Origin of the sequence: Microcella sp. (assembly GCF_046296455.1) — a bacterium.
GTDB lineage: Bacteria > Actinomycetota > Actinomycetes > Actinomycetales > Microbacteriaceae > Microcella.
The window spans coordinates 23625-47144 of the sequence record NZ_JBKBLF010000007.1 but is presented as its reverse complement, the minus strand read 5'-3'; the positions used below and the strand labels follow the sequence as shown (position 1 = coordinate 47144).

Here is a 23520-nt window from a genome sequence, read left to right as displayed (position 1 = left end):
AGGATCGACGAGGGAGCAGCCGATGACCGACATCCTCATCCGCGGCATGAGCGACGAGTCGGTCGCGCGCATCGAAGAGCAGGCGTCGAGACTCGGGCTCTCGCGCAACGAATACCTGCGGCGGCAGCTCGATGCGCTGGCCGACGTGCAGCGCGAGGCCCCCGCCGAGATCTCCCTCGATGACTTGCGTCGCGCATCCCACGCCGCCCGCGACCTCGACGACCCCGACGTGATGGCCGCCGCGTGGCGGTGACGCCCTGGCTGATCGACAAGTCGGCCTACGTGCGGCTCGCCGACAGTCCCGACGCCGAGCTCTGGCTCACCCGCATCGCCCGCGGGCTCGTGCGCATCACCGGCATCACGCACCTCGAGATCGGGTACTCGATGCGCTCGGCCGAACAGTCGCGCCTCGAGTTCGCGTCGCCCCCGCTCGCGCTCATGCCCGTCGAGCACCTCACGCCCGGCATCGAACGCCGCGCGCTCGAGGTGCAGCAGCTGCTCGGCGATCGCGGGCAGCACCGTGCCCCCTCGATCCCTGACCTGCTCATCGCCGCGACCGCCGAACTCACCGGGTGCACGGTGCTCGCCGTCGACAAAGACTTCGACCTGATCGCCGACGTCACCGGGCAGACGGTCGAGCGCCTCACCGTCTGATCGCCGCCCGATAGCCTCGGTGCCATGACCTCCTGGATCGGAGACCCCGAGCTCATCGCGAGCGCAGAACGCGCGCTGGGGGCGGGGCATCCCGTCGCCGCGATCGCCCTCGTGACCCCGCACGGTGGTGCCGAAGCGCTGCGCGGCGCAGCACCCGAGAACGACTTCGAGATCGGGTCGATCTCGAAAACCATCACCGGGATGCTCTACCGCGCGTCGATCGAGCACGGCCGGGTCGAGCCCACCACCACGCTCGGTGAACTGCTGCCGCTCGCCGACCACGGCGCCGTCGAGACGATCACGCTCGAATCGCTCGCGACCCACCACTCGGGCCTGCCGCGCCTCGCGCCCGGCATGCAGCCCTGGCGCCGCACCTGGCGGCTGTGGACGCGCGGCGAGAACCCCTACGGCGAGACACTCGCCCAGTTGCTCGAGCAGACCCGCGGCATCACACTCGGCCCGCCACGCGCCCGCTACTCGAACCTCGGCTTTCAGCTGCTCGGGCACGCCGTCGCCGCTGCCGAGTCGATGAGCTACCGCGACCTGTTGACCGCCACGTTCGGACCCGGGTTCGCCACGCCCCACCACGCCGACGAGCTGCGCCCCACGAGCCTGCTCGGCGCGACGCGGCGCCGCCGACCGCGCGCCGCCTGGGTCGGCGAGGCCATCGCGCCCACCGGCGGCATCCGCGCCACGATCGGCACGATGCGCGAGCTGCTGCACCGCATCCTCGACGGCACGGCTCCCGGGCTCTCGGCGCTCGACGCGCACACTCCCTACTCCCCTGGCGTGCGCATCGGCGCGGGCTGGATCACCCTCGGCCGACCCGGCCGCGAGGTCACGTGGCACAACGGCGGCACAGGCGGGTTTCGCAGCTTCATCGGCGTCGACCGCACGGCCGGCGTCGGCGTCGTCGTGCTCTCAGCCCGCGACCGCTCGGTCGACCGAGCGGGTTTCGCCCTGCTGCGCGAGCACGCGCCCGAGCGCTGAAATCTAGACGAGCTCGTCGGTGAACTCGTCGTCGTCGTCGAGGTCGCGCGGGCTCTCGGCCCGGGCCGGCCGCTCGCCGACCGCCGTACCCGGAACGATGCCCGTGCCGGGCGCGTGCTTCTCGCGCTCCGCCACCAGCCACTCGGGCCGGTCGTCGAGCAGCGCGCGAATCTCGGCCGTCGTCATGTGGTCGCTCACGCCCGCGCGGGCGAGCGCCGAGTTCGACACGCCCAGCCGGCGCGACACCTCGTCGCGCGGGTGCGGGCCCTCCTTGCGCAGGGTCGTCAGCCACGCGGGCGGGTTGTCGTTCATCGCCTGCAGCTGCGTGCGCGTGATGGGCGTCGCCTGAAACTCCTCCGGCGTCGCCGGCAGATACAGCCCGAGCTTCTTCGCGGCGGTCGCGGGGCTCAGCAGCTGCTCCTTCTTCGGCTTCGGCTGCTGGCGGCGGTCTTCGCGCGGGGTCTCGGTCATGGTGTCGAGCGTACTGCCGGGCGGCCCGCCGGGCCGCGCCGGTAGCCTGAGCGCATGGCCGCCCCGTACCCCGACCCGCTGCGCGTCGCCTTCGTGCCCGGAGTCACCCCGGGCAAATGGGAGCGCGTCTGGCGCGACCGCCGGCCCCGCGGCCGCCTCGACCTGATCCCCATGAATCAGGATGCTGCGCTCGCCGCGCTCACACAGGGCACCGCCCACATGGCGCTGCTGCGTGACGTGGCCGCCGACGAGACCTGGCACGCCATCCCGCTCTACCGCGAGGCGCCCGTCGTCGTCGCGCCCAAGGGATCGCTCGTCGCCGGCCTCGACAGCGTCACCCTCGTCGATCTCGGCGGGCTCGACGACGTCGTCGTGTTGACCGTCGACCTGCACGGCGGCAGCGGATCCGACGCCGTCGAGCTCGTCGCCGCCAACGTCGGCGTCGCCGTCATGCCGCAGTCGGTCGCGCGCGCGCACTCGCGCAAAGACGTCGTGGCACGCCCCGTCACCGACGGGGTCGAGACGAGCATCGCGCTCGTGTGGCCGACGGTGAGCGCGCATCCGATGGTCGACGAGTTCATCGGCATCGTGCGGGGGCGCACGGCGAACAGCTCGCGCTGAGCATCCACGCGCCCCGTAGGCTGGCCGCGGTCACCGAGGAGGCGCCATGAAACTGCTGCTCACATCCGGCGGAGTCACCAACCCCACCATCGCCGACGCGCTCGTCGAGCTGCTCGGCAAGCCCATCGGCGAGAGCACCGCGCTGTGCATTCCGACGGCGATGTACGGGCACCCCTGGGTGGGGCCCGGGGTGAAGGCCTGGGAGTTCATCAGCGGCCGCGCCGAGAATCCCATGGTCGACCTGGGCTGGAAGTCGGTCGGCGTGCTCGAACTCACCGCCCTGCCCAGCATCGACGACGAGCGCTGGAAGCCCCTCGTGCTCGAGACCGACGTGCTGCTCGTCGCCGGTGGCGACGCCCTCTACCTCGCCCACTGGGTGTGCGCGTCGGGGCTCGACACGCTCTTCCCGCAGCTGGCGAGCACCGTGTGGGTGGGCATGAGCGCGGGCAGCATGGTCATGACGCCGCGCATCGGCCGCGAGTTCGTCGGGTGGCGACCGTCAGGTGACAACGAGACTGACGACTCCGCGCTCGGGCTCGTCGACTTCTCGATCTGCCCCCACCTCGCCCCCGACGGCGAGCCCGGCAACTCGCGCGCCGCGGCCGAAGGCTGGGCGGCCAAGCTCGACACCCCCGCCTACGCGATCGACGACCAGACCGCGATCAGCGTCGTCGACGGCGTGGTGACGGTCGTCAGCGAAGGCGAATGGATGCCCTTCCCGCGCTGACCGTATGGCCGCAGCCTGGCGTCGACTCGTCGAAGAGCCTCAGCGCCAGGGGCGGTAGAAGCCCCACACCCCGTTCGACAGCTCCCCCGCCGCGAAACGGATGGTGCGGCCCTCAACCTGCATGTCGTAGACCGACACGTCGTGCACCTGCGTCGGGTGCGCCGGATGCCGCACGTACGCGATCGCGCCGGTCGACTGCCACGACTGCTGCCACGGGTTCACGCCGTCGATCTCGATGGGGTGGTTCTCGAACACGACGCCGACCGGCGTCCAGTCGTCGGTCGGGTCGGCGGGCATGTCGTGACCCTAACGGCCGCGAGTCGCGACGCGCGACGAGTCCGTCACGCCCGAGGAAACCGCCGCGCGATCTGCTCCGCCACGACCGCCACGTCAATCACCGGTTCCACACTCTTCGACACCATCCCCGCCAGCTTCTTCGGCCACACCACCTGCACCCCGTTCACTGCGAACTCGACAGGAAAGAACCCCCAGTCGGCATCGACGAAGCACAGCACGCCGAACACCGGCACCTCGCCGACCGCCTCGCGCAAGTGCGCCACCTGCTTCAGCACCCCGTCGACGAGCTTTGTCTTGTTGCTGCCGCGGTGAATCAGCAGCTCGACCCGCGGCCGGATGATGCCGCCCTCCACCCGCTTCTCGGGTGCCCGGCCGACATACCGCTTCGTGTCGATCACCCACACCCCGCCGGGCGTCACCACGATGTGATCGATGTTGGCCTTCGAGCGCGGAATGCGGCGATCATGCATGACCCGGATGCTCTCCGACGCCAACCCGTCAAGCCGAGCCCCCACGGCCGCCTCGCCGGCAGCTCCACTGCTCCAGGCCTTCGTGCTCTGCTTCTCGTCCGAGAGCGCGACGGCCAAGCCGCCGAGCTTGCCCCACTTGGCGCGGGTACGAGCCTCGTCGTTGGCTTTGCGGCGCTCGTACTCGCGCTGGGCTGAGGTTCCGGGGGCGTTGTGGTCGTCGACTGCCATAAGTTCATCGAACCAGAAACGAGGGTTCCTCCGCAGTCCCCGTCCGAGGCACTTGGCCGGGTTGTCCAGACCCTAAGGAACCCCCCGATCAGCCTGATAAGTTCGTGACGAACTCGACCCAACGACGTATCGAGATTCTGGCCTTGCAGTGCATCCCACTCCCTGAGAAAGAAGGGATGCACTCGCATGCATTCATGTACCAAGAAGCCGTACTCAAGCTACGGATTCGCGCGCAGAGCTTTGAGTGCTCTCAAGAAGTCGCGCTTCCCGGCTCTCGCCAGCATCCACTGGTGCGCCGAGCATTCTGCGTGGCACACGACCCGCAAGGTTCGGCGCGGTCGGCGACGCGATCTCTACAACGCGTGAGGACCGGCGGTGCGGGGTCGCCGCAACGCGCCGCCCCGCACCGCCAGGCCGCTACCAGAAACGCACGCCGTCAGGCCCGAGCCCGCCGCCCATGCCATCCATCGGCCGCTGCGTGATGTTCCTCAGCTGCCGGTAGTTGACGAGCCAGATCGGTGCGTCAGGCGGACAGTCCTGCAAGAACTCGATCACCTCCGCCACGTCGAAGAAGACGAACTCCTTCGGCAGCGGGCGGTACAGCGGCCACGTCAGATCGTGCTCCATGGTGATTCCTTCCGAGACAACACCCGCCCGGTGGGCGGGGTTGAATCGGCCGGTTCGTCATGGCAAAACGGTAACTCCATCAACGGACATTGAGTCACCCCGGATGCACGCGTCAGGCGGTTCTTGTCGGAGGTCACCGTCACGATGGCGGTGTGTCGACCTGCCGAAAGACTCGCTACCGTGACCGCATTGCCGCGCTCATGGCGCTGGCATCGACACAGCGCCAAGACGGCTCGCGTCGCGCGAAGATCGAAGCGCGCGTGTACCGGTGCCCCAACTGTGGCGCATGGCACTTGACGTCGAAGAAGAGCTGGAGCCGCTAGGCAGGTTTCCGACGCTTGCCGTCGGCCGAGCCGCTTCACACGAGCCGGTGTCACCTCTCGCCGACTACGCTGAGCTTCATGACCGACGCCGCCCGCGACGCCCTCCGCGCGTTCGTGGCCGAGCGCGACTGGGCGCAGTTCCACTCCCCCGAGAATCTGGCCAAGAGCATCTCGATCGAAGCAGCCGAACTGCTCGAACTCTTCCAGTGGAACGCGGACGCCGACCCGCAGCGGCTGCGCGACGAACTCGCCGACGTGCTCACCTATTGCATTCTGCTCGCCGACAAGATCGGCGCCGACCCTCAGCAGCTCGTACTCGAGAAGCTCGAGCAAACCGGAGCGAAGTACCCCGCCGAGAAGGCCCGCGGACGCAGCGAGAAGTATGACCAGCTTTGAGATTCAGCGCGTGCCGTTCGACAAGAACGCCGTGCGCACATGGGCGAAGGGCGACCCCCGCCACCGCAACTGGCCTGTCGTTTACCTGCTCGATGGCGGCCGTGGAGGTCGGCCGAGCGGCGGGCTCGACGACGTCTACGTCGGCGAGACCCTCAACGCCGAAGCGCGCATGCTGCAGCACCTCGACAACGCCGAGAAGCGGCAGGCGCTCTCCGAGATTCGCGTCGTGCTCGACGATCGCTACAACAAGTCCGTGTGCCTCGACCTCGAGTCGCACCTGATCCGACTGCTCGCCGGCGACGGCGCCTACCGGGTGCTCAACCGCAACGACGGCGTCACCGACTCGGCGTACTACGACCGCGAGTTGTACCGCGAGTCGTTCCAACAGGTGTTCGAGCAGCTGCGCGCCGAGGGTGTGTTCACGCGGAGCATCCCCGAGATCGAAAACAGCGACCTCTTCAAGCTCTCCCCCTACAAGGCGCTCACCACCGACCAGGCGATTGCCGTCGAAGACATCGTCGAAGGGCTCCTCGACGACCTCAGAGCCGAGACCGGCGAGCTGCTCATCGTGCAGGGCGAACCCGGAACCGGCAAGACCGTCGTCGCGATCTACCTGATGAAGCTGCTCGCCGACATCGCCGCGTCAAAACCCGACGACGAGCCCGACGCCGACTCGATCTTCTCCGACTTCTTCACCGAAGGGCACCGCGAGCTGCTCACCGACTTCCGGGTCGGGCTCGTCGTGCCGCAGCAGTCGTTGCGCAAGAGCATCCAGCGAGTCTTCAAACGCACCCCCGGCCTCAGCCCGAGTCAGGTGCTCACGCCGTTCGACGTCGGGGCCGACGACCAGCCGTGGGATCTGCTCATCGTCGACGAAGCCCACCGGCTGAACCAGCGCGCCAACCAGCCGTCGGGCGTGCAGAACCGCAAGTTCATTGACATCACCACGAAGCTCTTCGGCACCGACGACATCACCAAGACCCAGCTCGACTGGATTCGCGCGCGCAGCCGCCACCAGATCCTCATGGTCGACCCCGAGCAGAGCGTGCGCCCCGCCGACCTGCCGCCCGAGCTGCTGCGCTCGCTCGTCGACGAGGCGAAAGGCGATAGGCGGCACTACCCGCTCACCTCGCAAATGCGGGTCAAAGCCGGCGAAGACTACATCGGGTGGGTGCGCAGTATCCTGCGCCCGGGCCCTCCCGATCCGGATGCTCCGCCTCCCGCACCCCGCACCTTCGAAGGCTACGACCTGCGGTTCTTCGACGACCTCGGCGAGATGCACGACGCCATCCGCGAGCGGGACGCCGAGCACGGGCTCGCGCGCCTCGTCGCTGGCTACGCGTGGGAGTGGAAGAGCCGCAACGACCCGACCGCCTACGACATCGAGCTCGACGGCCGCCAGCTGCGCTGGAACACCACCGCCACCGACTGGATCGCCTCGAAGACCTCGCTCGACGAGGTCGGTTCGATCCACACGGTGCAGGGCTACGACCTCAACTACGCCGGCGTCATCATCGGCAACGACCTGCAGTGGGACGAGGATGCTCAGCGCCTGGTCGTCGACCGCGACAGCTACTTCGACAAGAAGGGCAAGGAGAACAACCCGACGCTCGGCAAGACCTACAGCGATGAAGATCTGCTGCGGTACGTCTGCAATGTGTATGCGGTGCTGATGACGCGTGGGATTCGGGGGACGTACGTTTACACGCTCAACGCGCGTCTATCTGAAGCGATGCGAGGCATGCAGAAAGATGCCCTTGGGCGACGCACCCCCGACGAACTCGGTCGCTGACAACTAAGCTCCGCTGGCTCTACAACTCGACTAGTTTTCTCGAATACCGAGGAACGGGTGAAATGCGTTGTGGATTCTCAGCCTCGCTCTTCCATGGTCAACCTCATACGATTGAGCCCGCTTCATCGCAACAGCGGATTCTGACCCCACCTCGGGGAAGGCGAAAACATCTTGCGCAGTTTCGATACCGAAGAAGTTAACTGACACGAGCTTCTCCAAAAGCCTCTCGTGATCATCGCGAGGTAAACCCGCAGCTTCCATATCGGTACGGCGCGCTTCGATAGTGTCGATCGCCGGACGGTCGATGAACGCTAGAAGCGCGGTCTCGAGTTCGGGAATGGTTACGCCGTTCTCGACCAGTAGCGCTTCGTATGCATACTGTGAGTACGTCTCGCTGGCGGAGAGGAAATCTTCGGGCTCGACTCGATCGTGACCGCGGTCGACTGCGCGTCCGACCGCTGAGTTGCACAAAAAGACCAAATCTCGTGGTCGCGGTAACGATAGCTGTTCTAGAAACTTCTGAGTCGTCTGCTCGCCAACTGCTGGGCAGAAGACATCAGTCCAGAGATCTTCCGTCGTGCCTTGGTATGCAGAGCTGAACGAGTAGCGACTCTCTATAACATTCCTCAAAGACAACCAGTCGTTCCAAGCAACTGTCGATATTGGAAGCTTGTCCGGCTCGCGCGCCTCGCTTCTCAGGTACGTGTAGATGTCACTGCGCAAGAACACCGCGACGGTCAGCTTAATCGCGTCGCGCCAGTAGTCCTGCTTCTGAAAGTCTGTGACTACTTGGCCACGTGCGGACAGCAGTCCCAGAATGAAACGCGCCATCACCTTAAAGTCAGTGCCTCGCTCCCAACCCTTGTCTAGATTGTCAACGAATACAGCAACGCGCTTTTTGCCCTTCAACACCTTTCCAAGCTGGCTACGCAAGACAGCCAAGGCTTGAGTGTGCAGAGCTTCATTGATGAAATTCCGCGACATGTCCCCGTCTTCGACTTCGAGAATCGTTGCGCTGAGAGACGTGAGCGCTTGCTGCAAGCGGACCGAGATATCGGACTTCAGGTCAAACGGGGCTTCCGACGAGTACTCCACGAATGACTTCTCATCGGCACTCAATGGCACGCCCGATGGACGATCCAGTAGTCGCCGAAGTAGGGTCGCGGCGATTTCCGTTTGAATCACGAAACGCCATAGCGCATCAAAAAAGTAGTCATGTTGATATTCAGGCATGCCACGTACGAGTGCCATCATCGCGGGGAACTCGAAACCGGGCGGCTTAATCAGAACCGCAAGATTGGTCTTGTTCGAAGCAACCATGTCGAACGCTTGGAGCGCGTTCGCCGTCTTTCCAGTCCCTCTATGGCCTACGAAAATGCTGTCCCGTGAAGCTACTACGTCCCCAAACGCCGATGTTTGAACGAAGTAATCTGGTAGCTCGGAGCGCTCGTTCTCAGCGACGTGTTCCCCAAACCGAAGTTCAGAGAGCCTACTTCTTTGTGGACGACGAGCTGCGACTCTTGCACCTCGGAACGTTAGGTTATCAAGCCACTCCCTCGCCGTTTCAATGCACTCTTCTGACGTCTCGTAGATCGTCACCGCAGACTCAAAGTCGAAAGGCGAACGAAATCCGGACTCGGCCAACATCAGCACTGGCAACTCCATGCCCAGTGCGAACCCGGCTACTAGTGCGTGACGATTGTTGTGAATGAGGGACCTGTTGCGTTCAGCACCCGCAAAGTGGATCATGACACCGGCGGATTGGGCCATCTCCTCGACAAACCACCGGAGGGGCGTCGAGCCTGACTCGGATGGATCTGCGACTGCCACTTTGACGCCTAGCTTCTGGCGCCCGTCCACGAAAGCATCAAGTCGATTGGCGGCTTCGAAGGGCTCGAAGGTGGTGCAGTACAACAAACCGTCCTTCGCAACGTCTTGGTCAGGCAACCAGCCCTCGATCAGCGAGTCGTAGAGAGGTACGAGCTTCAGGAGAGGGGTCTGCAGCTTGAAGCGATCGATCAGTTCGGAACTGTTTCTATAGGGCGTGTAACCGATCTCGCTGAGGATAGCTAGGTCGCGCCAGGCCTTATCTGCGAACGCACTCGTGGAGTCGAGAGTCAGCCAAACGGACTTGCCGCGGGCTATGGCATAACCCACCTCGAAGAGCACATTCGGATTGGGGAACGTCAAGTCAAAGACGGTCATGGTCGACTCGTCAATCTGACGCAGGACTTCCGACACAACTAGGCGGCCGTCTACCTGCAGATCCTCCCAAGTCTGGGCCTCCACGCCGAGGTCCGCTGATAGCGATTTAGCGAAGTTCCGCATAACTTCCGCCTGCCCACGCGGCTTCTCGGGGTAGCCGAAGAAGACTTTGGGTGTCAAGGCGCGTCCTCACTTTGGATACCGTTTGAGATTGAAGCTCGAGTGGCCCAGTCGACTGGAACTCAAGTCTGGCACCGTTCACCGTACTCGGCTACCGCCGTGGGATCGAGACCAAGTGGGGCAAGACATTGGCCGCCCCCAGGAAGCAGTGATGCGCGGGCTGCCAAGACCGAACGAACGCCTCATCTCGTATGTCAGGTCTACCCAGATCCGCTGACCGACGCCATTCTGGTCCGTAGACCAGCTCGCAAGGCTTCACGAGTGAATCTTCGATTGACCTGCTATCTCCCCGAGCATGAGGGAACTGTGCTTTGAAATAGTGAGGCCGACGGGGTTATCTCCAGCTGGTGATCGGCTGTCGCAGTCGAGGGCCAAGCCAAACCGAACTCTGCGAGTCGGCGCTGGAGGAAGCGGCGCTCGGGGTTGGAGGGGGCGAGCTCGAGGGCTCGGCGGTAGTGCGGCAGAGCATCCGTCGGCCGGCCGAGGCGGCGGAGCAGGTCGGCGCGGGTGGCGTGCAGGAGGTGGTACTCCCCCAGTTGCGCGTCGAGGTTAAGGGTGTCGAGGAGGGCGAGGCCAACATCCGGGCCCTCGGAAAACGCCACGGCGATCGCTCGGTTGAGGTCGACGATGGGCGACGGAGCCACCTGGCTGAGGTGGGCGTAGAGGGTGGCGATGCGGGCGAAGTTCGTCGCCGCGGCCGTCGGAGCGGTCGCGTGCTCGGCGGCGATCTGGGCCTGGAGCAGGTAGGGGCCGGGCAGGGTGCCGAGGTGCTGGAGGGTCTGCTCGGCTGCGGCGAGCATCCGGGAGCCTTCGGCGATCGCGGCGGCGTTCCAGCGGGAGCGGTCTTGGTCTTCGAGCAGCACGAGGTCTGAGGCAGCGTCGAGGCGCGTGGCCGCGCGCGAATGCTGGAAGAGCTCGAGGGCGAGCAGGGCCAGCACCTCGGGCTGCTGCGGCATGAGCTGCGCCACGAGGCGCGTAAGGCGGATCGCCTCGTCGGCGAGGGCAGGGCGGATGAGGTCTGATCCGCTACCGGAGGAATAGCCCTCGGTGAAAAGCAGGTAGAGCACGGCGAGCACCCCCGCGGTGCGCTCGGGCAGCAGGTGCGGCGGCGGCACGCGGTAGGGGATGTTCGCGCTGCGGATCTTCGCGCGCGTGCGCACCAGACGCTTCTGCATGGTCTGCTCGCTCACCAGGAAGACGTGCGCGGTCTCGGCGACGCTCAAGCCGAGCACGGTGCGGAGGGTGAGGGCGACGCGGGATTCCATCGCGAGGGCGGGGTGGCAGCAGGTGAAGATGAGGCGGAGGCGGTCGTCGTCAATCGTGTCGTCGAGCATCGTCGTCTCCTCCTCTGGGGTGTCGGTGAGTTCGTGGGCGTGGCGCTCAGTGGCTTTCCGCTCGGTGCTCGCTTTGCGGATGGCGTCGATCGCCGCGTTCTTCGCGACGGTTGTGAGCCAGGCGCCGGGGTTGTCGGGGATTCCGCGCTCGGGCCACGTCGTGAGCGCGCGGGTGACGGCGTCGTGGAAGGAGTCCTCCGCGAGATCCCAGTCGTGGGTGAGGCGGATCAGGGTTGCGACGATGCGCAGGCGCTCCGAGGCGACGACCTCGGCGAGCGTCGCGCTCACCTCGGTCGTCGCGCTCGGGGCCTTCTCAGGGCCGGGTGCGGGCATCCATCGCCTGATCGTTTCGGTGCTGCTCTGCCTAGGCGCCCAGTTCGAGCGGCCAGAGCGGGCGCACCTCGACGCGGCCGAAGCGGGCTATCGGGTGCGCGGCCGCGAGCTCGAGCGCCTCGTCGAGGTTGTCGACCTCGATGAGGTCGAAGCCGGCGATCCACTCTTTCGACTCGGTGAAGGGGCCGTCGGTGAGGATCGTCTTGCCGTCGCGCACCGTCACCGTCGTGGCGTCGGAGGGCGGGCGCAGGCGGTCGCCGACGATGGCGGCTCCGCGGCGCTCGAGGTCGGCCACCCACTGCTCGATGTTGTCTTCTTCGGGGACGTAGGCGGGGGCGGCAGGGTCACTCACGATGAGCAGGAGGTATCGCATCAGCTGGCCTCTTCCGAGTGCATCAGGCGTCGGACCTCGATCGGCGAATGCTTCGCCTCGGCGAAACGGCCGGCGATCTCGACCGCGCGCTCGTGGCTCGCGACATCGACGATGTAGTAGCCGCCGACGAACTCGGTGCCCTCGGTGAAGGGGCCGCGCGTCGTGATGGGCTGGCCGTGGTGGTGGCCAATCACCGTGACGTTCTCGGTGTCGAGCTCGTTGGTGTCGATGAACTCTTTGCTCGCGACCAGGTCGGCGATGATCGCGTCGTGGGTGGCGTAGAGAGACTGCTGGAGTCCGTCGGCCCAGGCCGCCTCGGCAGCCTCGTTCGAGTGGATGAGGATCATGTAGCGCATGGGTTGCTCCGCTCTGTGGTGAGGGTGATTACATCAGGGCGACGGAGGCGGGGGTAGTGGGAGGACAGGGTTGACACCTTCAGCCCGGAATTCTGACACGCTGCGCCAGAAGTCGGACAGCTTCGGGGAATGAGAAAACCCGGCCCCAGAGGGGCCGGGTGGTGTGGGTAGAGATTAGCAGAGCGGCATCGCGGTCACCATTGGTGGGGCTTCTCGATGCGACTACCGATCGTGTTGGGTAGCTGGTGGCGACGCCAGTCGTCGGCCGTCAACTGATACCACCAGTGGCGGCCTGCGCCTGAAGTTGCATCGCCAGCAAGCTTGCCAGCGAGATAGCCCTTCGTCGGGTTGATCAGGCCGACCGACACCTCAGTACGCACGTGAGAGACCGGGAAAGCGAGATCGCTGTCGTTCGAAACCACCACAACTGCGTCTACCGCTCCCCCGAGAACATCGATCAACAGGTGCGAGGCCACGTTCACGTCCGAACCATTCTCCTCGCGCCGCGCCACTGACGCCATGAAGCGTGCGTCGGGCACGTCGGATCCCTCTCCATCCTGGACCATCAGAGGCCACACCGGTCAGGCGATCACCGGCCTCCCGGTGCGGCCAGCAGTTGCGAGTGGTGCTGTCGCGATGCGTACGACGTAATTGCCGAAGCTCAACCGGTCGACTGATCCTGAGTGTTGAAGGGCACGAAGGTAGACGTCTTGCTCCCGCTGCCCCACAGGATTGCTCGCGCCGCTGACACGCGCCGTGCAGTAGGTGATCGACAGTTCGGTCGGGGACTGCCATGGAGCGTGCTTTGCAATGACGGCTGTCAGCATCGAACGGAGATCGAGCCACCTCCAGCCTGCCGTTGAGCGGCCGCACATGCCGCGACCCCCGTAGTAGAGGTTGAACCCATCGATGTAGACGCCGACTCGCATGAGCGCGAGGGTAGAGAGGTTGCTCGGCCGGGGGCTGGTGAATCACACAGGGCGGCGTCTGGGTGTTCTGCGCGCGGCGGCCGGCGCGGGGCGGCGCCCGGGGGGGCGGGCGCGGGGTGGTTTTGCCCCCCCGGCCGCCCCCACCCCGGGTCACCTAAACGGGGGCCCTACTCCGCCGCCCCCGCTTTTCGTTCAGTCGGGCTGACAGGATTTGAACCTGCGACCCCTTGACCCCCAGTCAAGTGCGCTACCAAGCTGCGCCACAGCCCGTGGCTGTGCCCGTGGGCACGAAGAGAGAGTCTAGCGCGTTGGGGGCGGGGGCGTGACACGTGCGGGGAGCGGCGGAAGGATCGGGGAGGAGTCAGAAGGGTGTCAGGTGGGGCAGGACGAGCCGGGCTGCTTTCAGCGCGTCCGTGGCTACGGTGATGGCGTCGGCGGCATCGGCGGCTGTGGCGACAGACGTAGTGACGTCGGGGTATTCGTTGTCGTTGCGCAGGCGGCGGATGCGGTCGACCTGGCGGCCGATGCGGCTGGGTGGGTCGAGTTGCGCGGTGAGAGCATCCGTCACGGCGATGTGACCACCGCGACGCGTCGGTCGCAGGCCCTGCGCCAGCAGCACAGCGGCGAGCGCTTTGCGCGCCGCGTCGTAGGCGATCGACAGCGCTGCCACGGGATCGTTCGCGAGCGCCAGTTGAGCCGTGGTGATGTGCTTCTCGCACAGCTCGAGCGACGCGGCGGCAAACGCAGCGTTGGCGACGACGCGCTCGAGCTCACCACGCTCGAGCAACTGCTCGATGACCGCTCGGCCTTGCTCCCACGTCATCCGGTGCCCCTCGTGTCGACTGCCAGGTCGACCGATGGTCGCGCACGCAGGGTCGACACGAAGGGGTCATCCACAGCCGCCCACGCGTCGGGAGCAAGCACGGTGGCGTTCACTTCACGACGCAACGCCGCCTCGGCGCGGCTGAGGGCGTCGTACAGGGCATCACGATCAGGATCGCCGACGACGAGCACATCGATGTCGCCCGGAGGGGGGCCTGCCTCGCCCGCGCGACGCGCTGCCCACGAGCCGAAGATCGCAGCCTCGGCGATTCCTGGCACGGTCGCGAGCTCGCGGGCGACGACCGGATGCGGGCCGTAGGTGAACAGTGCGATCTGGCGCACCGCATCGCTCAGCGGGTGGTGACGATTGGGCCGATAGACCGCTCGGCGACCCACCGACTCGACAGCGATCAGTTCGGCGTCGGCCAGGCGGCCGAGTTCGCGTGTGGCCGTGGGCAAGCTTGTGCCAACGAGGCGCGCAAGGTCGGTCGCCGTCTCGCCGCGATCGCTCAGCTCGAGTGCAGCGAGAAGCTGCCCCTGCGTGTCAGAGCGCAGGAGCGGGAACAGCGCGGACGGCTTTACTTTCATAAAATGAATGTTAGCAAACGTTTTATGAAAGTTGCGAGCGCTCCGCTCCTCGTCGGGGTCCGAAGGTCGCCGTGATGATCGCTGTGACCGCGAGCACGCACGCCGCCGTCAGGAGGGCCGTGGTCACCCCGGAGAGAAAGGCGTCTTTGGCCGCGGCGATGATGGGGGCTGCCGCCGCTCCGAAGTCGGCGACTCGGGGGGATTGGGTGAAGGCGATCGAGGATTCGATGGCGGAGGCGATCGTGGGCGGGAGGCCCGCGATCGCATCCTGGATGCCCGATTTGTAGGTGGCCGTGAGGATGCTGCCGAGCACGGCGATGCCGAGAGCGCTGCCGAACTCGCGAGCAGTGTCGTTGACCGCAGAAGCGACACCCTGCTTGCCGGGCGGCAGGGATTGGGTGATCGCCGTGGTCGACGGAGCACCCGAGAGGGCCATGCCGAGGGCGAAGAGCACGATGCCGGTGCCGAAGACGGCGTAGTTGAGCTCGACCTCGAGCTGGGCGAATACGACGAAGGCGGCGGCGATGAGGAGGAGGCCGACGGGGGCGACGCGACGGTATCCGAAGCGCTCGGCCAGGCGCGGCGAGACGCGCGCGAGCGGGATGAGGATGAACGGCATCGGCAGCAGGCACGCCGCCGCCCACAGCGGGCTCAGACCGGCCACGAACTGCAGGTACTGCAGGGCCGCGAAGAAGAAGCCGAAGGCGGCGAAGAACTGCACCGAGAGCGAGAGGCTGCCCATGCCGAAGCCGCGCACGGCGAACAGGCGCGGGTCGAGCAGCGGGGCGGGCGCGTGCCACTCCCACAGCACGAACGCCCCCAGGGCGGCCAGCCCGACGGCGAGCGCACCGAGCGCGAGCGGATCATCCACGCCGCGTTCGGGCAGTTCGATGATGCCGAAGACGATGCCGCCGACCGCGAGCAGGCTCAGCACCGCGCCCAGGCCGTCGAAACGGGGTGGATGCTCGTCTCGCCCCCTGGGAACCACCAGGGCCGTGCCCACGAAGCCGGCAGCCGCGAGGCCGACGTTGAGCCAGAAGAACGACGGCCACTCGAACCACTGCAGCAGCACGGCCGCGACGAAGACGCCGATCGCGGCTCCCCCGCCGGCGACGCCCACCCAGACGCCGACGGCCTTGCCTCGTTCTTCGACGGGGAAGGTGGTCGTGATGACCGAGAGGGTCGTCGGCATGATGGCGGCGGCTCCGATGCCCATGACGGCGCGCAGGGCGATGAGGGCGCTCGGGGTCTCGACGAAGGCCGCGGCCGCGGCGGCGGTGCCGAAGATCGCGAGGCCGACGAGCAGGATTCCCTTGCGGCCCAGGCGGTCGCCGATCGCCCCCGAGGCGAGCAGCAGGCCGGCGAAGATGACGGTGTAGGCGTCAACGATCCACGTGAGCTCGGTCTGGCTCGCGCCCGTCGCGCGGGCGAGGCTCGGCAGCGCGACGTTGAGGCCGCTCACCGCGGACACGACCGTCATGAGCGAGATGCTCACGACCAGCAGAACGAGGCGGTTGCGGCGCGCGGGGGTCATGGGCGTGATGCTACGCCCGCCCGGGATGCTCGGCGGTTATCGTGGGGAGCGTGAGCGAGCATCCGCCGTCAGAATCTGGGCCCGACCGCAGCGGGTCGGCGGGCGCGCGCGGAGCCTGGATGGCCAGCGGCATCACCTTCTTCAGCGTCGGCGTCGTGTTCACGGTGACGATGCCCGACAACATCGCGCTCGGCATCACGTTTCTCGGGCTCGGGGTCGTGTTCTTCTCGCTCGCGGGGTCGGGGCGGGCGCCGGGTGATGGGGCTGCGCCTCCTGATGCGCCTGATCGTCCTTCGCCTCCTGCTCCTCCTGCTCCAGAGTCGCCGCGGGGCTGATTTCTCGGCCTGTTTCCTGGCCTGTGGATACTCCGCCCCCGATATCGGTAGTCGAATGTATGTTCGAATCATCGAGATCGAGTCTGACGGCGAGAGGGGTGGGGTCATGATGACGATGCTCGTCGCGCCACCCGGCGTCGCGGACGCGCCGCACGATCCTGATGGGCAGGCTGCTGAGGGGCACAGCTCTGCTGGGCACGCGTCGGCTGGGCACGCGGTCGGCGGCGCGCTCTCCGCGGCGGTGGATGCTCTCGCGCGCGTCCCCCGCGAGCTCGACCTCTACCGCTCCCTGGGAGATGACGCCCTGCTCGAGCTCACGCGCGTCGCGGCCGACGAGGTTCGGCTCGCGCAACTGCACGTTTCGCTCCTGGCGGGCGAGATCGCGCGGCGGTCGGCTCCGGAGCTGGGGTCGCAGGGCCTCGCGCAGCGTACGGGCCACCGCACGCCCGACGAGCTCGTGCGCGTCACGACGGGCACGCGTGTGGCGGATGCCCGCACGGCGGTGCGGGTCGGGTCGGCGATGGCCGCAGCGGGAGCCTCCGCCGAAGGGCCGGGTGGCGACCTCGCTGCCGGCGACGGAGTCGATGGGGCTGGATCAGCGCTCGGTGCCGCCGTGCTCGAGGGGCGCGTGAGCGTGGCCGTCGCCGATGCCGTGCGGCTCGGCCTGGGGTCGCCCTCCCCCGCGCTCACGGCCGAGATGCTCGACGCCGCGGCCGAGCAGCTGCTGCCCCGCGTCGCCGAACTCGATGCCGACCGCGCGGCGCGCGAGGCACGCGCGATGCGCGACGACCTCGACCTGCTGGGCCTTCCCGAGCGGGAGGCGGCGCGGCGGGCGCAGCGGTCGTTCCGGCTCGGGCGCCGCGCCGACGGCATGGGCTACGCGCACTGGGTGCTCGATCCGGAGACCTACGCGATCGTGAGCGATGTGTTCGACCGCGTCACGTCGCCGAAGCGGGCGGTGCCGAGCTTCGAGGCTGAGGCCTCGCCCGGCGGTGCGGTCGACGGTGCTGTCGACGGTGCGGTCGACGGCGCGCGCGACGGTGCGGTCGGCCGCCCTGGCCCCGACGCCCCCGACCCCGCCGACGACCGCACGCCCGAGCAGCGGGCGAGCGACACGATCGCCGAGCTGCTGCGACAGGGCGTCGCGGCCGACACCTCGCAGCTGCTGGGGGATGCGCCCGTCGGCGTCCGGGTGATCGTCGCTGGGCGGGCGCTCGACGAGCGGAGCGGACGTGGCTTCCTCGAGGGCCAGCCCGACGCCGTCTCAATTGCGACGGTCGAGCGCATCGCCTGCAGCGCCGGAACCGTGACGCTGACGGTCGACGGCGCGGCCGACGCCGCCGGCCAGCCCCTGAACCTCGGGCGCGAGCGGCGCCTCTTCTCTCGCGCCCAGCGCATCGCCCTCGCCGCACGCGACGGCGGATGCCGCTGGCCCGGCTGCGAACGCCCACCCTCCTGGTGCGAGGCCCACCACATCGAGCACTGGCAGCGCGACGGCGGCCGCACCGACGTCGCCGACGGAATCCTGCTCTGCCGACATCACCACCTGCTCGCGCACAACAACGGCTGGGAGATCCGCCGCGATGGCCCGCGCTACCTGCTCGTACCGCCCGACGATGACGGCGGGGGTTCGGGCGACGGTTCAGGGCGGACCGTGCGAGAGATGCCGACACGCAGTCGGGCGCTGCTCGACGCACTGAATGACGGGGCGTGACAGGCTGGGCGCATGACGCCGTCGACCCTGCCTACCGTGCTCGTCACGGGGTTCGAACCCTTCGCCGACGCACCCGTCAACCCGAGCGGCGAGGTCGTACGGCGGCTGGCTGAGCTCGGGCATCCCGACTGCCGGCTCGTCGGCGAAGTGCTGCCGGTGTCGTTCGCGCGCGCCGCTCCCCTGCTCGCCGCCGCGATCGAGGCCCACGACCCCGACATCGTCATCGCTCTCGGGCTCGCCGAGAGCCGCCAGGCGATCACGCCCGAGCGCATCGCGATCAACCTCGCCGACGCGCGCATCCCCGACAACGACGGCGCCCAACCGCGCGACGCCGAGATCGAGCACGGCGGCCCGACCGCCCGCACCACCGGCCTGCCCGTCAAGGCGATCGCCCATGCCCTGGATGCCGCCGGCATCCCCAGCGACGTGTCGCTCACCGCGGGCAGCTACGTCTGCAACCATGTGTTCTACGAGCTCATGGGCATCGCGGCAGCCCGACCGGGCCTGCGGGCCGGATTCATCCACGTTCCCGCGACGCCCCAGCTCGGCGGCGGGCCGCAGTTCACGCTCGATGAACTCGAGCGCGGCATCCGCATCGCCATCACGACGGTCATCGACCGGATGGGCCACGACGGCGACCTCGACGTCGCCGGGGGCACGACGCAGTGACCGACATCATCCGGGTGGCGGCGGCACTCATCGTCGACAGCGGGGGCCGGCTGCTGCTCGTGCGCAAGGCCGGCACGACGGTGTTCATGCAGCCCGGCGGCAAGTACGAGCCCGGCGAGACCGGCGCGCAGACCCTCGCGCGCGAACTGCACGAAGAGCTTGGGCTCGTCATCGCACCGGATGCCCTGCACCCGCTCGGCACCTTCCGCGCCCCCGCCGCCAACGAGGCAGGCATGCTCGTCGAGGCCGAAGTGTTCCGGGTGGCGGCGCTCGAGCCCGCCGCCGCCGAGGCGATCGGCGCGGGTGCCGAGATCGCCGAGCTGCGGTGGGTGCATCCCGACCACTTCGCCGACCTGCCGATCGCGCCGCTCGTCACCGAGCGCATGATGCCCCTGCTCGCCCGGCCCGCAGAGCGCTAACCCGAGCAGCCCAGCCGGAACAGCGCTGACCCCGCGACCCCCGGCCGGTAGCGTGGGGCTATGGCGCTCGAGCTCGACACCTTCGGCATCACGGGGCTCATCCTCGTGCTCGCCGCGACCGTCGCGTTCCTCGCGCACCGCGCCCGGCAGCCGCTCATCATCGCGTTCATCGTCGTCGGCATCATCGTCGGCCCGAGCGCGCTCGACTGGGTGCACGAGGCAGAAGCCCTCGAGCTGTTCGCTGAGATTGGCATCGCCATCCTGCTGTTCCTGGTCGGGCTCAAGCTCGACGTGACCCTCGTGCGCTCGGTCGGCACCGTCGCCCTCGCGACCGGGCTCGGGCAGATCGCCGTCACCGCCGTCGTCGGCTTCGGCATCGCCCTGCTGTTCGGGCTCGACCTCGTCGCCGCCGCCGTCGTGGGCGTCGCGATCACGTTCTCGTCGACGATCATCGTCGTCAAGCTGCTGAGCGATCAGCGGCAACTCGACGAGCTGCACGGCCGCGTCGCCCTCGGACTGCTCATCGTGCAAGACATCGTCGTGATCGTCGTCATGATCGTGCTCACAAGCCTCGGCTCGGGCGCGGCCGACGGCGCGAGCCTCGACATCGGCGCCGAAGCGCTGCGCATCCTGCTCGGGGGCGGCGGCCTGCTCGTCGGCATCGGCGTCGCGATGCGCTGGGTGCTACCGTGGCTGCTCGACCGCGTCGCGACGAGCCAAGAGCTGCTCATCGTGTGGAGCGTCGCCTGGGCGATCGGTGTCGCCGCCCTCACCGACGTACTCGGCTTCTCGATCGAGGTCGGCGCGTTCCTCGCCGGCTTCGCCCTCGCCTCCACCCGCTACCGCGAACAGGTGCACGCCTCGCTCAGCGGCCTACGCGACTTCTTGTTGTTGTTCTTCTTCATCGTGCTCGGCGCCGAGCTCGACTTCGGTGCGATCGGGGCGCAGGTACCCCTTGCCATCGCGCTCTCGATCTTCGTGCTCGTCGGCAGCCCGATCATCATGATCGGCATCATGAGCCTCATGGGGTACCCGGCCCGCGTCGGTTTCCTCGCCGGCCTCGCGATCGCGCAGATCAGCGAGTTCAGCCTCATCCTCATCGCCCTCACGCGCGATATCGGGCTCGTCGACGACGAGATCGTCGGGCTCATCACCCTCGTCGCCCTCATCACGATCGCCGGCTCGAGCTACCTCATCCCCCACTCCGAGGCGATCGCCACGCGGCTCGAACCCCTCCTCGACCGCGTGCAGCGGCGCGTGACGCGCGCTGAGGCGCCCGCGAGCGGCGAGCACTACGACGCGATCGTCTTCGGGCACGGCCGCTTCGGCAGCCAGCTCATCCGCGAGCTCGTCGGCGAGGGATGCCGGGTACTGCTCGTCGAGTGGGATCCCTTTGCCGAGGTGCGGCTGCAGGATGCTCAGCTCGCCGATCGCGTCGACGTCGTGTTCGGCGATGCCCGCAGCCCGGAGTTCCCCGAAACCCTGCCCCTGCAGGGCGTGCGCTTCATCATCTCGACGGTGCCCGACGTCGACACCAACCTCGTGCTCGCCGCAGCTCTGCGTCGCGCGGGCGCGACGTGCCCGATCGCCGTCACCGTGCACACCGACGGCCAGGCGCACCTCTACCGCCAGGCCCTCATCAATGGCACCGTCTCGACCGTGCTGCACCCGTTCCGCGATGCGGCCGACGACGCGCTCGAAGCGCTCAAGCGGCTCGAGACGGCCGAGCACGACACCCCCTGAACCGCGGCCTGATGCGAGGATCGGTCGACATGTGGTTCGATGGCGCCATGAACCAGGGGACTCGACACACCGCGCGAGCAACGGTCGGTGCGAACACTGACCGCCTTCTGATCATCATCGGCGCGATCGCGATCGTCGTCGGCATTGCACTGCTGCCTGAGGCCGACCTCGTCATCGGGTCGGGAGTGCTCATCTCGGCCGGAGTCGCGGCGGTCGTCATCGGCCTCGTGCTGCGCCGGCGGCGCCCGCCCGAGCGTCACCGCCCTCTCGATGCCCACCCCGGGGTCGACAACCCGGCGATCATCGTGCATCACGACTACGGCGATATCGGTGCCGGTGCCGGTGCCGGTGGCGACGGCGGGGGTGGCGGCGGAGGCGGCGGCGGCGACTAAGGGCTCAGCGGGCTAGCGCTCGGGCAGCTGCGCGCGCAGGGCCGGCCAGCTCGCGGCGAATCCGGGGTGCAGGGGCAGAGCATCCACGTCGTCGAGGGCGACCCAGCGCAGGGCGACGCTCTCGGCGTCGGCGACGATCGGGGCGAAGAGCCGCACGACCCGCACGGCGACGGTCGTGTACGACCAGAAGCCGAGGTCGAAGAGGCTCTCGAAGAGCGGCTCGACGGCGTCGGCCGGCACGCCGGCCTCCTCGCCCGCCTCGCGCACCGCCGCGTCCACCGCCGACTCGCCCTGCTTGCGGGCACCCCCCGGCAGCCCCCACGTGCCGCCGTGGTGCGACCACACGGCCCGGTGCTGCAGCAGGATGCCCGCCTCGGGGTGCCACGCCAGCAGACCCGCCGCACCGAAGCGGCCCCAGTAGCGTTGACCGTTGTCGCCCTCGACCCAAGCATCGCCGGGATCGCGCGCGGCACCCGTGGGCAGGGGCGGCGGCGTGCTCGAGAGCGGATCGTGCGTCATGGTGGGTTCAGGCTAAGCGAGGATGATGGGAGCGTGATGATGACCGCGATCGCGCCGCCGCTGCCGGGCCGCGCGGTCATCCGCCAGCGCTGGAGCGACATCGTGTTCGTGCACTGGCGCGTCGACCCCGCGGTGGTCGCCCCGATGCTGCCCGCCGGCACCCGCCCCGACGTCGACGAGCACGGCGACGCCTGGGTCGGGCTCATCCCCTTCGTGCTGAGCGAGCACGCCTTCCTGCCGTTGCCGCCCGTGCCGGGGCTCGGCACGTTCATCGAGATCAACGTGCGCACGTATTCCGTCGACGCGGCGGGCAATCGCGGGGTGGTGTTCCGGTCGCTCGATGCCGAGCAGCTGCCCTCGGTGCTCGCGGCCCGCGCGCTCTTCGGGCTGCCGTACCAGTGGCTGCGCGCCGAACGCCGCGTCGACGACACCACGATCGAGTACCGCGGGCGCCGTCACACGGGCTCGCGCCCGAGCACGCGCATCCACGCCCGTCCCGGCACCGCGCCCGTAGATACCGCGCTCAGCCGCTTCCTCACCGCGCGCTGGGGCTTTCACGAGCACCACCTCGGCCGCACCATCCACGCCCGCAACACGCACGCGCCGTGGCCGCTCGTCGAGGCCGAGCTGCTGCACCTCGACGATGAGCTGCTCGCGGCCGCCGGGTTCGCCGACCTCGCCGCGCGCGCGCCCGACTCGGTGCTCGCGATGCCGCTCGGGCATCCCGGCGTCGTGACGGAGTTCGCGCGGCCCCGCGGGCTGCGATAGCACCGCCCTACTCGGGGCGGAAGGCTCCCGCGATCGTCGGCGCGACGTCGGGAACCGCGAGCACCGCGATCGGGTCGCCCGCCCGCACGGCTCCGCGGCGCACGACGCGTGCGTAGGCCCCGAGCCGTCGGGAGTCGGCGAAGCGCTTGACCCAGCCCTGCGCGTCATCGCCGCCGACCCAGCGCGCGAACGTCTGGCACGGGGTGCGCGGCATCGTGAACTCGAGCTCAATCGCGTTGGCGCCCTCGCCGATGCGCCAGCGCTCCCCGATGCGGGCGGCGTTCACGTCGAGACCGTCGACCCGCAGGTTCTCTCCGAACCAGCCGGGGTGCAGCTCGCGCCCGAGCGCCTCGGCCCAGAAGTCGGCATCGGACTGGCTGTAGAGGTAGAGCGCCTTGTCGTGCCCGCCATGGTGCTTGCGGTCGACCTGCACATCGCCGACGAGCCCGAAGTCGTCGACGCGCACCGCACCCTCGACAGCGCGCTTGTCGATCGCGGTCACGGAGCGGGTTCCGGGCTTGTCGGCGCGCAGCTCGCGCACCATGCAGACGGCGGAGATCGAGGGCATGGGGTCAGCCTAGAGCTGGCCGCGGGGAGCGCTGCCTTTTCTCCCGCCCGCGATCCGGGACGGATCGCGGCGAGTCAGGCGCGACGGCCAGAAATGGCCCTCGCGGGCAGCGCTGAGCGCTGCCTCCTACCCTGACGCGCGGG

28 protein-coding genes and 1 tRNA gene are annotated in these 23520 nt (G+C 68.2%); 14 read left to right on the top strand and 15 right to left on the bottom strand.

Annotated features, from left to right (window positions below):
• Positions 1–22: 22 nt before the first annotated feature.
• Genes ACK4HH_RS05290 through ACK4HH_RS05280 form a run of 3 tightly spaced genes read left to right on the top strand, consistent with a single transcriptional unit; the run spans position 23 to position 1644 of the window.
• On the top strand, positions 23–253 hold the full coding sequence (locus tag ACK4HH_RS05290) for a hypothetical protein (RefSeq protein WP_255159281.1): 231 nt from the start codon (positions 23–25) through the stop codon (positions 251–253).
• Positions 244–654 (top strand): PIN domain nuclease, encoded by a 411-nt coding sequence (locus ACK4HH_RS05285; RefSeq protein WP_409649076.1) that lies wholly within the window; start codon positions 244–246, stop codon positions 652–654. Before ACK4HH_RS05290 ends, ACK4HH_RS05285 begins: the two co-directional genes overlap by 10 nt.
• A 24-nt stretch (positions 655–678) precedes the next feature.
• On the top strand, positions 679–1644 hold the full coding sequence (locus ACK4HH_RS05280; protein WP_409649073.1) for a serine hydrolase domain-containing protein: 966 nt from the start codon (positions 679–681) through the stop codon (positions 1642–1644).
• A gap of 3 nt (positions 1645–1647) precedes the next feature.
• On the opposite strand, the gene ACK4HH_RS05275 is transcribed toward ACK4HH_RS05280, so the two are convergent.
• Entirely contained in the window at positions 1648–2115 is a 468-nt protein-coding gene (locus ACK4HH_RS05275) for a DUF5997 family protein (RefSeq protein WP_409649070.1), read from the bottom strand.
• A gap of 54 nt (positions 2116–2169) precedes the next feature.
• Between ACK4HH_RS05275 and ACK4HH_RS05270 the strand changes: the two genes are divergently transcribed.
• Both ACK4HH_RS05270 and ACK4HH_RS05265 read left to right on the top strand, forming a co-directional pair.
• Positions 2170–2736 carry a LysR substrate-binding domain-containing protein gene (locus tag ACK4HH_RS05270; protein WP_409649067.1) on the top strand — a complete coding sequence of 189 codons (567 nt, stop codon included), beginning with the start codon at positions 2170–2172 and terminating at the stop codon, positions 2734–2736.
• 46 nt (positions 2737–2782) lie between these two features.
• Positions 2783–3463: a Type 1 glutamine amidotransferase-like domain-containing protein gene (locus ACK4HH_RS05265; RefSeq protein ID WP_409649065.1), complete on the top strand. Its 681-nt coding sequence runs from the start codon at positions 2783–2785 to the stop codon at positions 3461–3463.
• Positions 3464–3502: 39 nt separating this feature from the next.
• Here ACK4HH_RS05265 and ACK4HH_RS05260 read toward each other — a convergent pair whose 3' ends face one another.
• The 3 genes from ACK4HH_RS05260 to ACK4HH_RS05250 form a co-directional block, all read right to left on the bottom strand.
• Positions 3503–3760, bottom strand: coding sequence for a hypothetical protein (locus ACK4HH_RS05260; protein WP_409649062.1), 258 nt, complete (start codon positions 3758–3760; stop codon positions 3503–3505).
• 44 nt (positions 3761–3804) lie between these two features.
• On the bottom strand, positions 3805–4458 hold the full coding sequence (locus ACK4HH_RS05255; RefSeq protein ID WP_409649059.1) for a nuclease-related domain-containing protein: 654 nt from the start codon (positions 4456–4458) through the stop codon (positions 3805–3807).
• Between the two features lie 417 nt (positions 4459–4875).
• Complete coding sequence (locus ACK4HH_RS05250) at positions 4876–5085, bottom strand: hypothetical protein (RefSeq protein ID WP_409649057.1); 210 nt, start codon at positions 5083–5085, stop codon at positions 4876–4878.
• A 401-nt stretch (positions 5086–5486) separates the two neighbouring features.
• Between ACK4HH_RS05250 and ACK4HH_RS05245 the strand changes: the two genes are divergently transcribed.
• Together ACK4HH_RS05245 and ACK4HH_RS05240 are read left to right on the top strand one after the other, a co-directional pair.
• Positions 5487–5804 (top strand): nucleotide pyrophosphohydrolase, encoded by a 318-nt coding sequence (locus tag ACK4HH_RS05245; protein WP_409649055.1) that lies wholly within the window; start codon positions 5487–5489, stop codon positions 5802–5804.
• Complete coding sequence (locus ACK4HH_RS05240; RefSeq protein ID WP_409649052.1) at positions 5791–7596, top strand: DNA/RNA helicase domain-containing protein; 1806 nt, start codon at positions 5791–5793, stop codon at positions 7594–7596. Before ACK4HH_RS05245 ends, ACK4HH_RS05240 begins: the two co-directional genes overlap by 14 nt.
• A gap of 30 nt (positions 7597–7626) precedes the next feature.
• Here the strand turns inward: ACK4HH_RS05240 and ACK4HH_RS05235 are convergent, their stop codons facing one another.
• The 9 genes from ACK4HH_RS05235 to ACK4HH_RS05195 form a co-directional block, all read right to left on the bottom strand.
• A complete protein-coding gene (locus ACK4HH_RS05235) occupies positions 7627–9981 on the bottom strand; it encodes a P-loop ATPase, Sll1717 family (RefSeq protein ID WP_409649049.1) in 2355 nt (784 codons plus the stop codon).
• 281 nt (positions 9982–10262) lie between these two features.
• Positions 10263–11648, bottom strand: coding sequence for an RNA polymerase sigma factor (locus ACK4HH_RS05230; RefSeq protein WP_409649046.1), 1386 nt, complete (start codon positions 11646–11648; stop codon positions 10263–10265).
• A gap of 31 nt (positions 11649–11679) precedes the next feature.
• The gene (locus ACK4HH_RS05225; RefSeq protein WP_409649042.1) at positions 11680–12021 is read right to left on the bottom strand and encodes a YciI family protein; all 342 of its coding nucleotides are present in this window, start codon (positions 12019–12021) and stop codon (positions 11680–11682) included.
• The gene (locus ACK4HH_RS05220) at positions 12021–12377 is read right to left on the bottom strand and encodes a YciI family protein (RefSeq protein WP_409649040.1); all 357 of its coding nucleotides are present in this window, start codon (positions 12375–12377) and stop codon (positions 12021–12023) included. Before ACK4HH_RS05220 ends, ACK4HH_RS05225 begins: the two co-directional genes overlap by 1 nt.
• A 194-nt stretch (positions 12378–12571) precedes the next feature.
• Entirely contained in the window at positions 12572–12916 is a 345-nt protein-coding gene (locus ACK4HH_RS05215) for a hypothetical protein (RefSeq protein WP_409649037.1), read from the bottom strand.
• 586 nt (positions 12917–13502) lie between these two features.
• Positions 13503–13576: transfer RNA gene (locus ACK4HH_RS05210), tRNA-Pro, on the bottom strand.
• Between the two features lie 91 nt (positions 13577–13667).
• Positions 13668–14129, bottom strand: a complete 462-nt coding sequence (locus ACK4HH_RS05205; protein ID WP_409649035.1) for a HEPN domain-containing protein — start codon at positions 14127–14129, stop codon at positions 13668–13670.
• Positions 14126–14716 carry a hypothetical protein gene (locus tag ACK4HH_RS05200; protein WP_409649032.1) on the bottom strand — a complete coding sequence of 197 codons (591 nt, stop codon included), beginning with the start codon at positions 14714–14716 and terminating at the stop codon, positions 14126–14128. The genes ACK4HH_RS05205 and ACK4HH_RS05200 overlap by 4 nt, the downstream gene beginning before the upstream one ends.
• 22 nt (positions 14717–14738) lie before the next feature.
• A complete protein-coding gene (locus tag ACK4HH_RS05195) occupies positions 14739–16250 on the bottom strand; it encodes an MFS transporter (protein ID WP_409649029.1) in 1512 nt (503 codons plus the stop codon).
• Positions 16251–16300: 50 nt separating this feature from the next.
• Between ACK4HH_RS05195 and ACK4HH_RS05190 the strand changes: the two genes are divergently transcribed.
• From ACK4HH_RS05190 to ACK4HH_RS05165, 6 genes are all read left to right on the top strand, one after another.
• The gene (locus ACK4HH_RS05190) at positions 16301–16585 is read left to right on the top strand and encodes a hypothetical protein (protein WP_409649026.1); all 285 of its coding nucleotides are present in this window, start codon (positions 16301–16303) and stop codon (positions 16583–16585) included.
• Between the two features lie 106 nt (positions 16586–16691).
• Positions 16692–18299: a DUF222 domain-containing protein gene (locus tag ACK4HH_RS05185; RefSeq protein WP_409649023.1), complete on the top strand. Its 1608-nt coding sequence runs from the start codon at positions 16692–16694 to the stop codon at positions 18297–18299.
• Between the two features lie 12 nt (positions 18300–18311).
• The gene (gene pcp, locus ACK4HH_RS05180) at positions 18312–18968 is read left to right on the top strand and encodes a pyroglutamyl-peptidase I (protein WP_409649020.1); all 657 of its coding nucleotides are present in this window, start codon (positions 18312–18314) and stop codon (positions 18966–18968) included.
• Positions 18965–19387, top strand: coding sequence for an NUDIX hydrolase (locus tag ACK4HH_RS05175; protein WP_409649018.1), 423 nt, complete (start codon positions 18965–18967; stop codon positions 19385–19387). Before pcp ends, ACK4HH_RS05175 begins: the two co-directional genes overlap by 4 nt.
• 60 nt (positions 19388–19447) lie before the next feature.
• Positions 19448–21130 carry a cation:proton antiporter gene (locus tag ACK4HH_RS05170; protein WP_409649015.1) on the top strand — a complete coding sequence of 561 codons (1683 nt, stop codon included), beginning with the start codon at positions 19448–19450 and terminating at the stop codon, positions 21128–21130.
• 47 nt (positions 21131–21177) lie between these two features.
• Positions 21178–21522 carry a hypothetical protein gene (locus ACK4HH_RS05165; RefSeq protein WP_409649012.1) on the top strand — a complete coding sequence of 115 codons (345 nt, stop codon included), beginning with the start codon at positions 21178–21180 and terminating at the stop codon, positions 21520–21522.
• A gap of 12 nt (positions 21523–21534) precedes the next feature.
• Here ACK4HH_RS05165 and ACK4HH_RS05160 read toward each other — a convergent pair whose 3' ends face one another.
• On the bottom strand, positions 21535–22041 hold the full coding sequence (locus ACK4HH_RS05160) for an NUDIX domain-containing protein (protein ID WP_409649009.1): 507 nt from the start codon (positions 22039–22041) through the stop codon (positions 21535–21537).
• Positions 22042–22077: 36 nt separating this feature from the next.
• Here ACK4HH_RS05160 and ACK4HH_RS05155 point away from each other — a divergent pair, with 36 nt between their 5' ends.
• Positions 22078–22809, top strand: coding sequence for a YqjF family protein (locus ACK4HH_RS05155; protein WP_409649270.1), 732 nt, complete (start codon positions 22078–22080; stop codon positions 22807–22809).
• A gap of 7 nt (positions 22810–22816) precedes the next feature.
• Here ACK4HH_RS05155 and ACK4HH_RS05150 read toward each other — a convergent pair whose 3' ends face one another.
• Complete coding sequence (locus tag ACK4HH_RS05150; protein ID WP_409649006.1) at positions 22817–23377, bottom strand: MOSC domain-containing protein; 561 nt, start codon at positions 23375–23377, stop codon at positions 22817–22819.
• Positions 23378–23520: the final 143 nt, after the last annotated feature.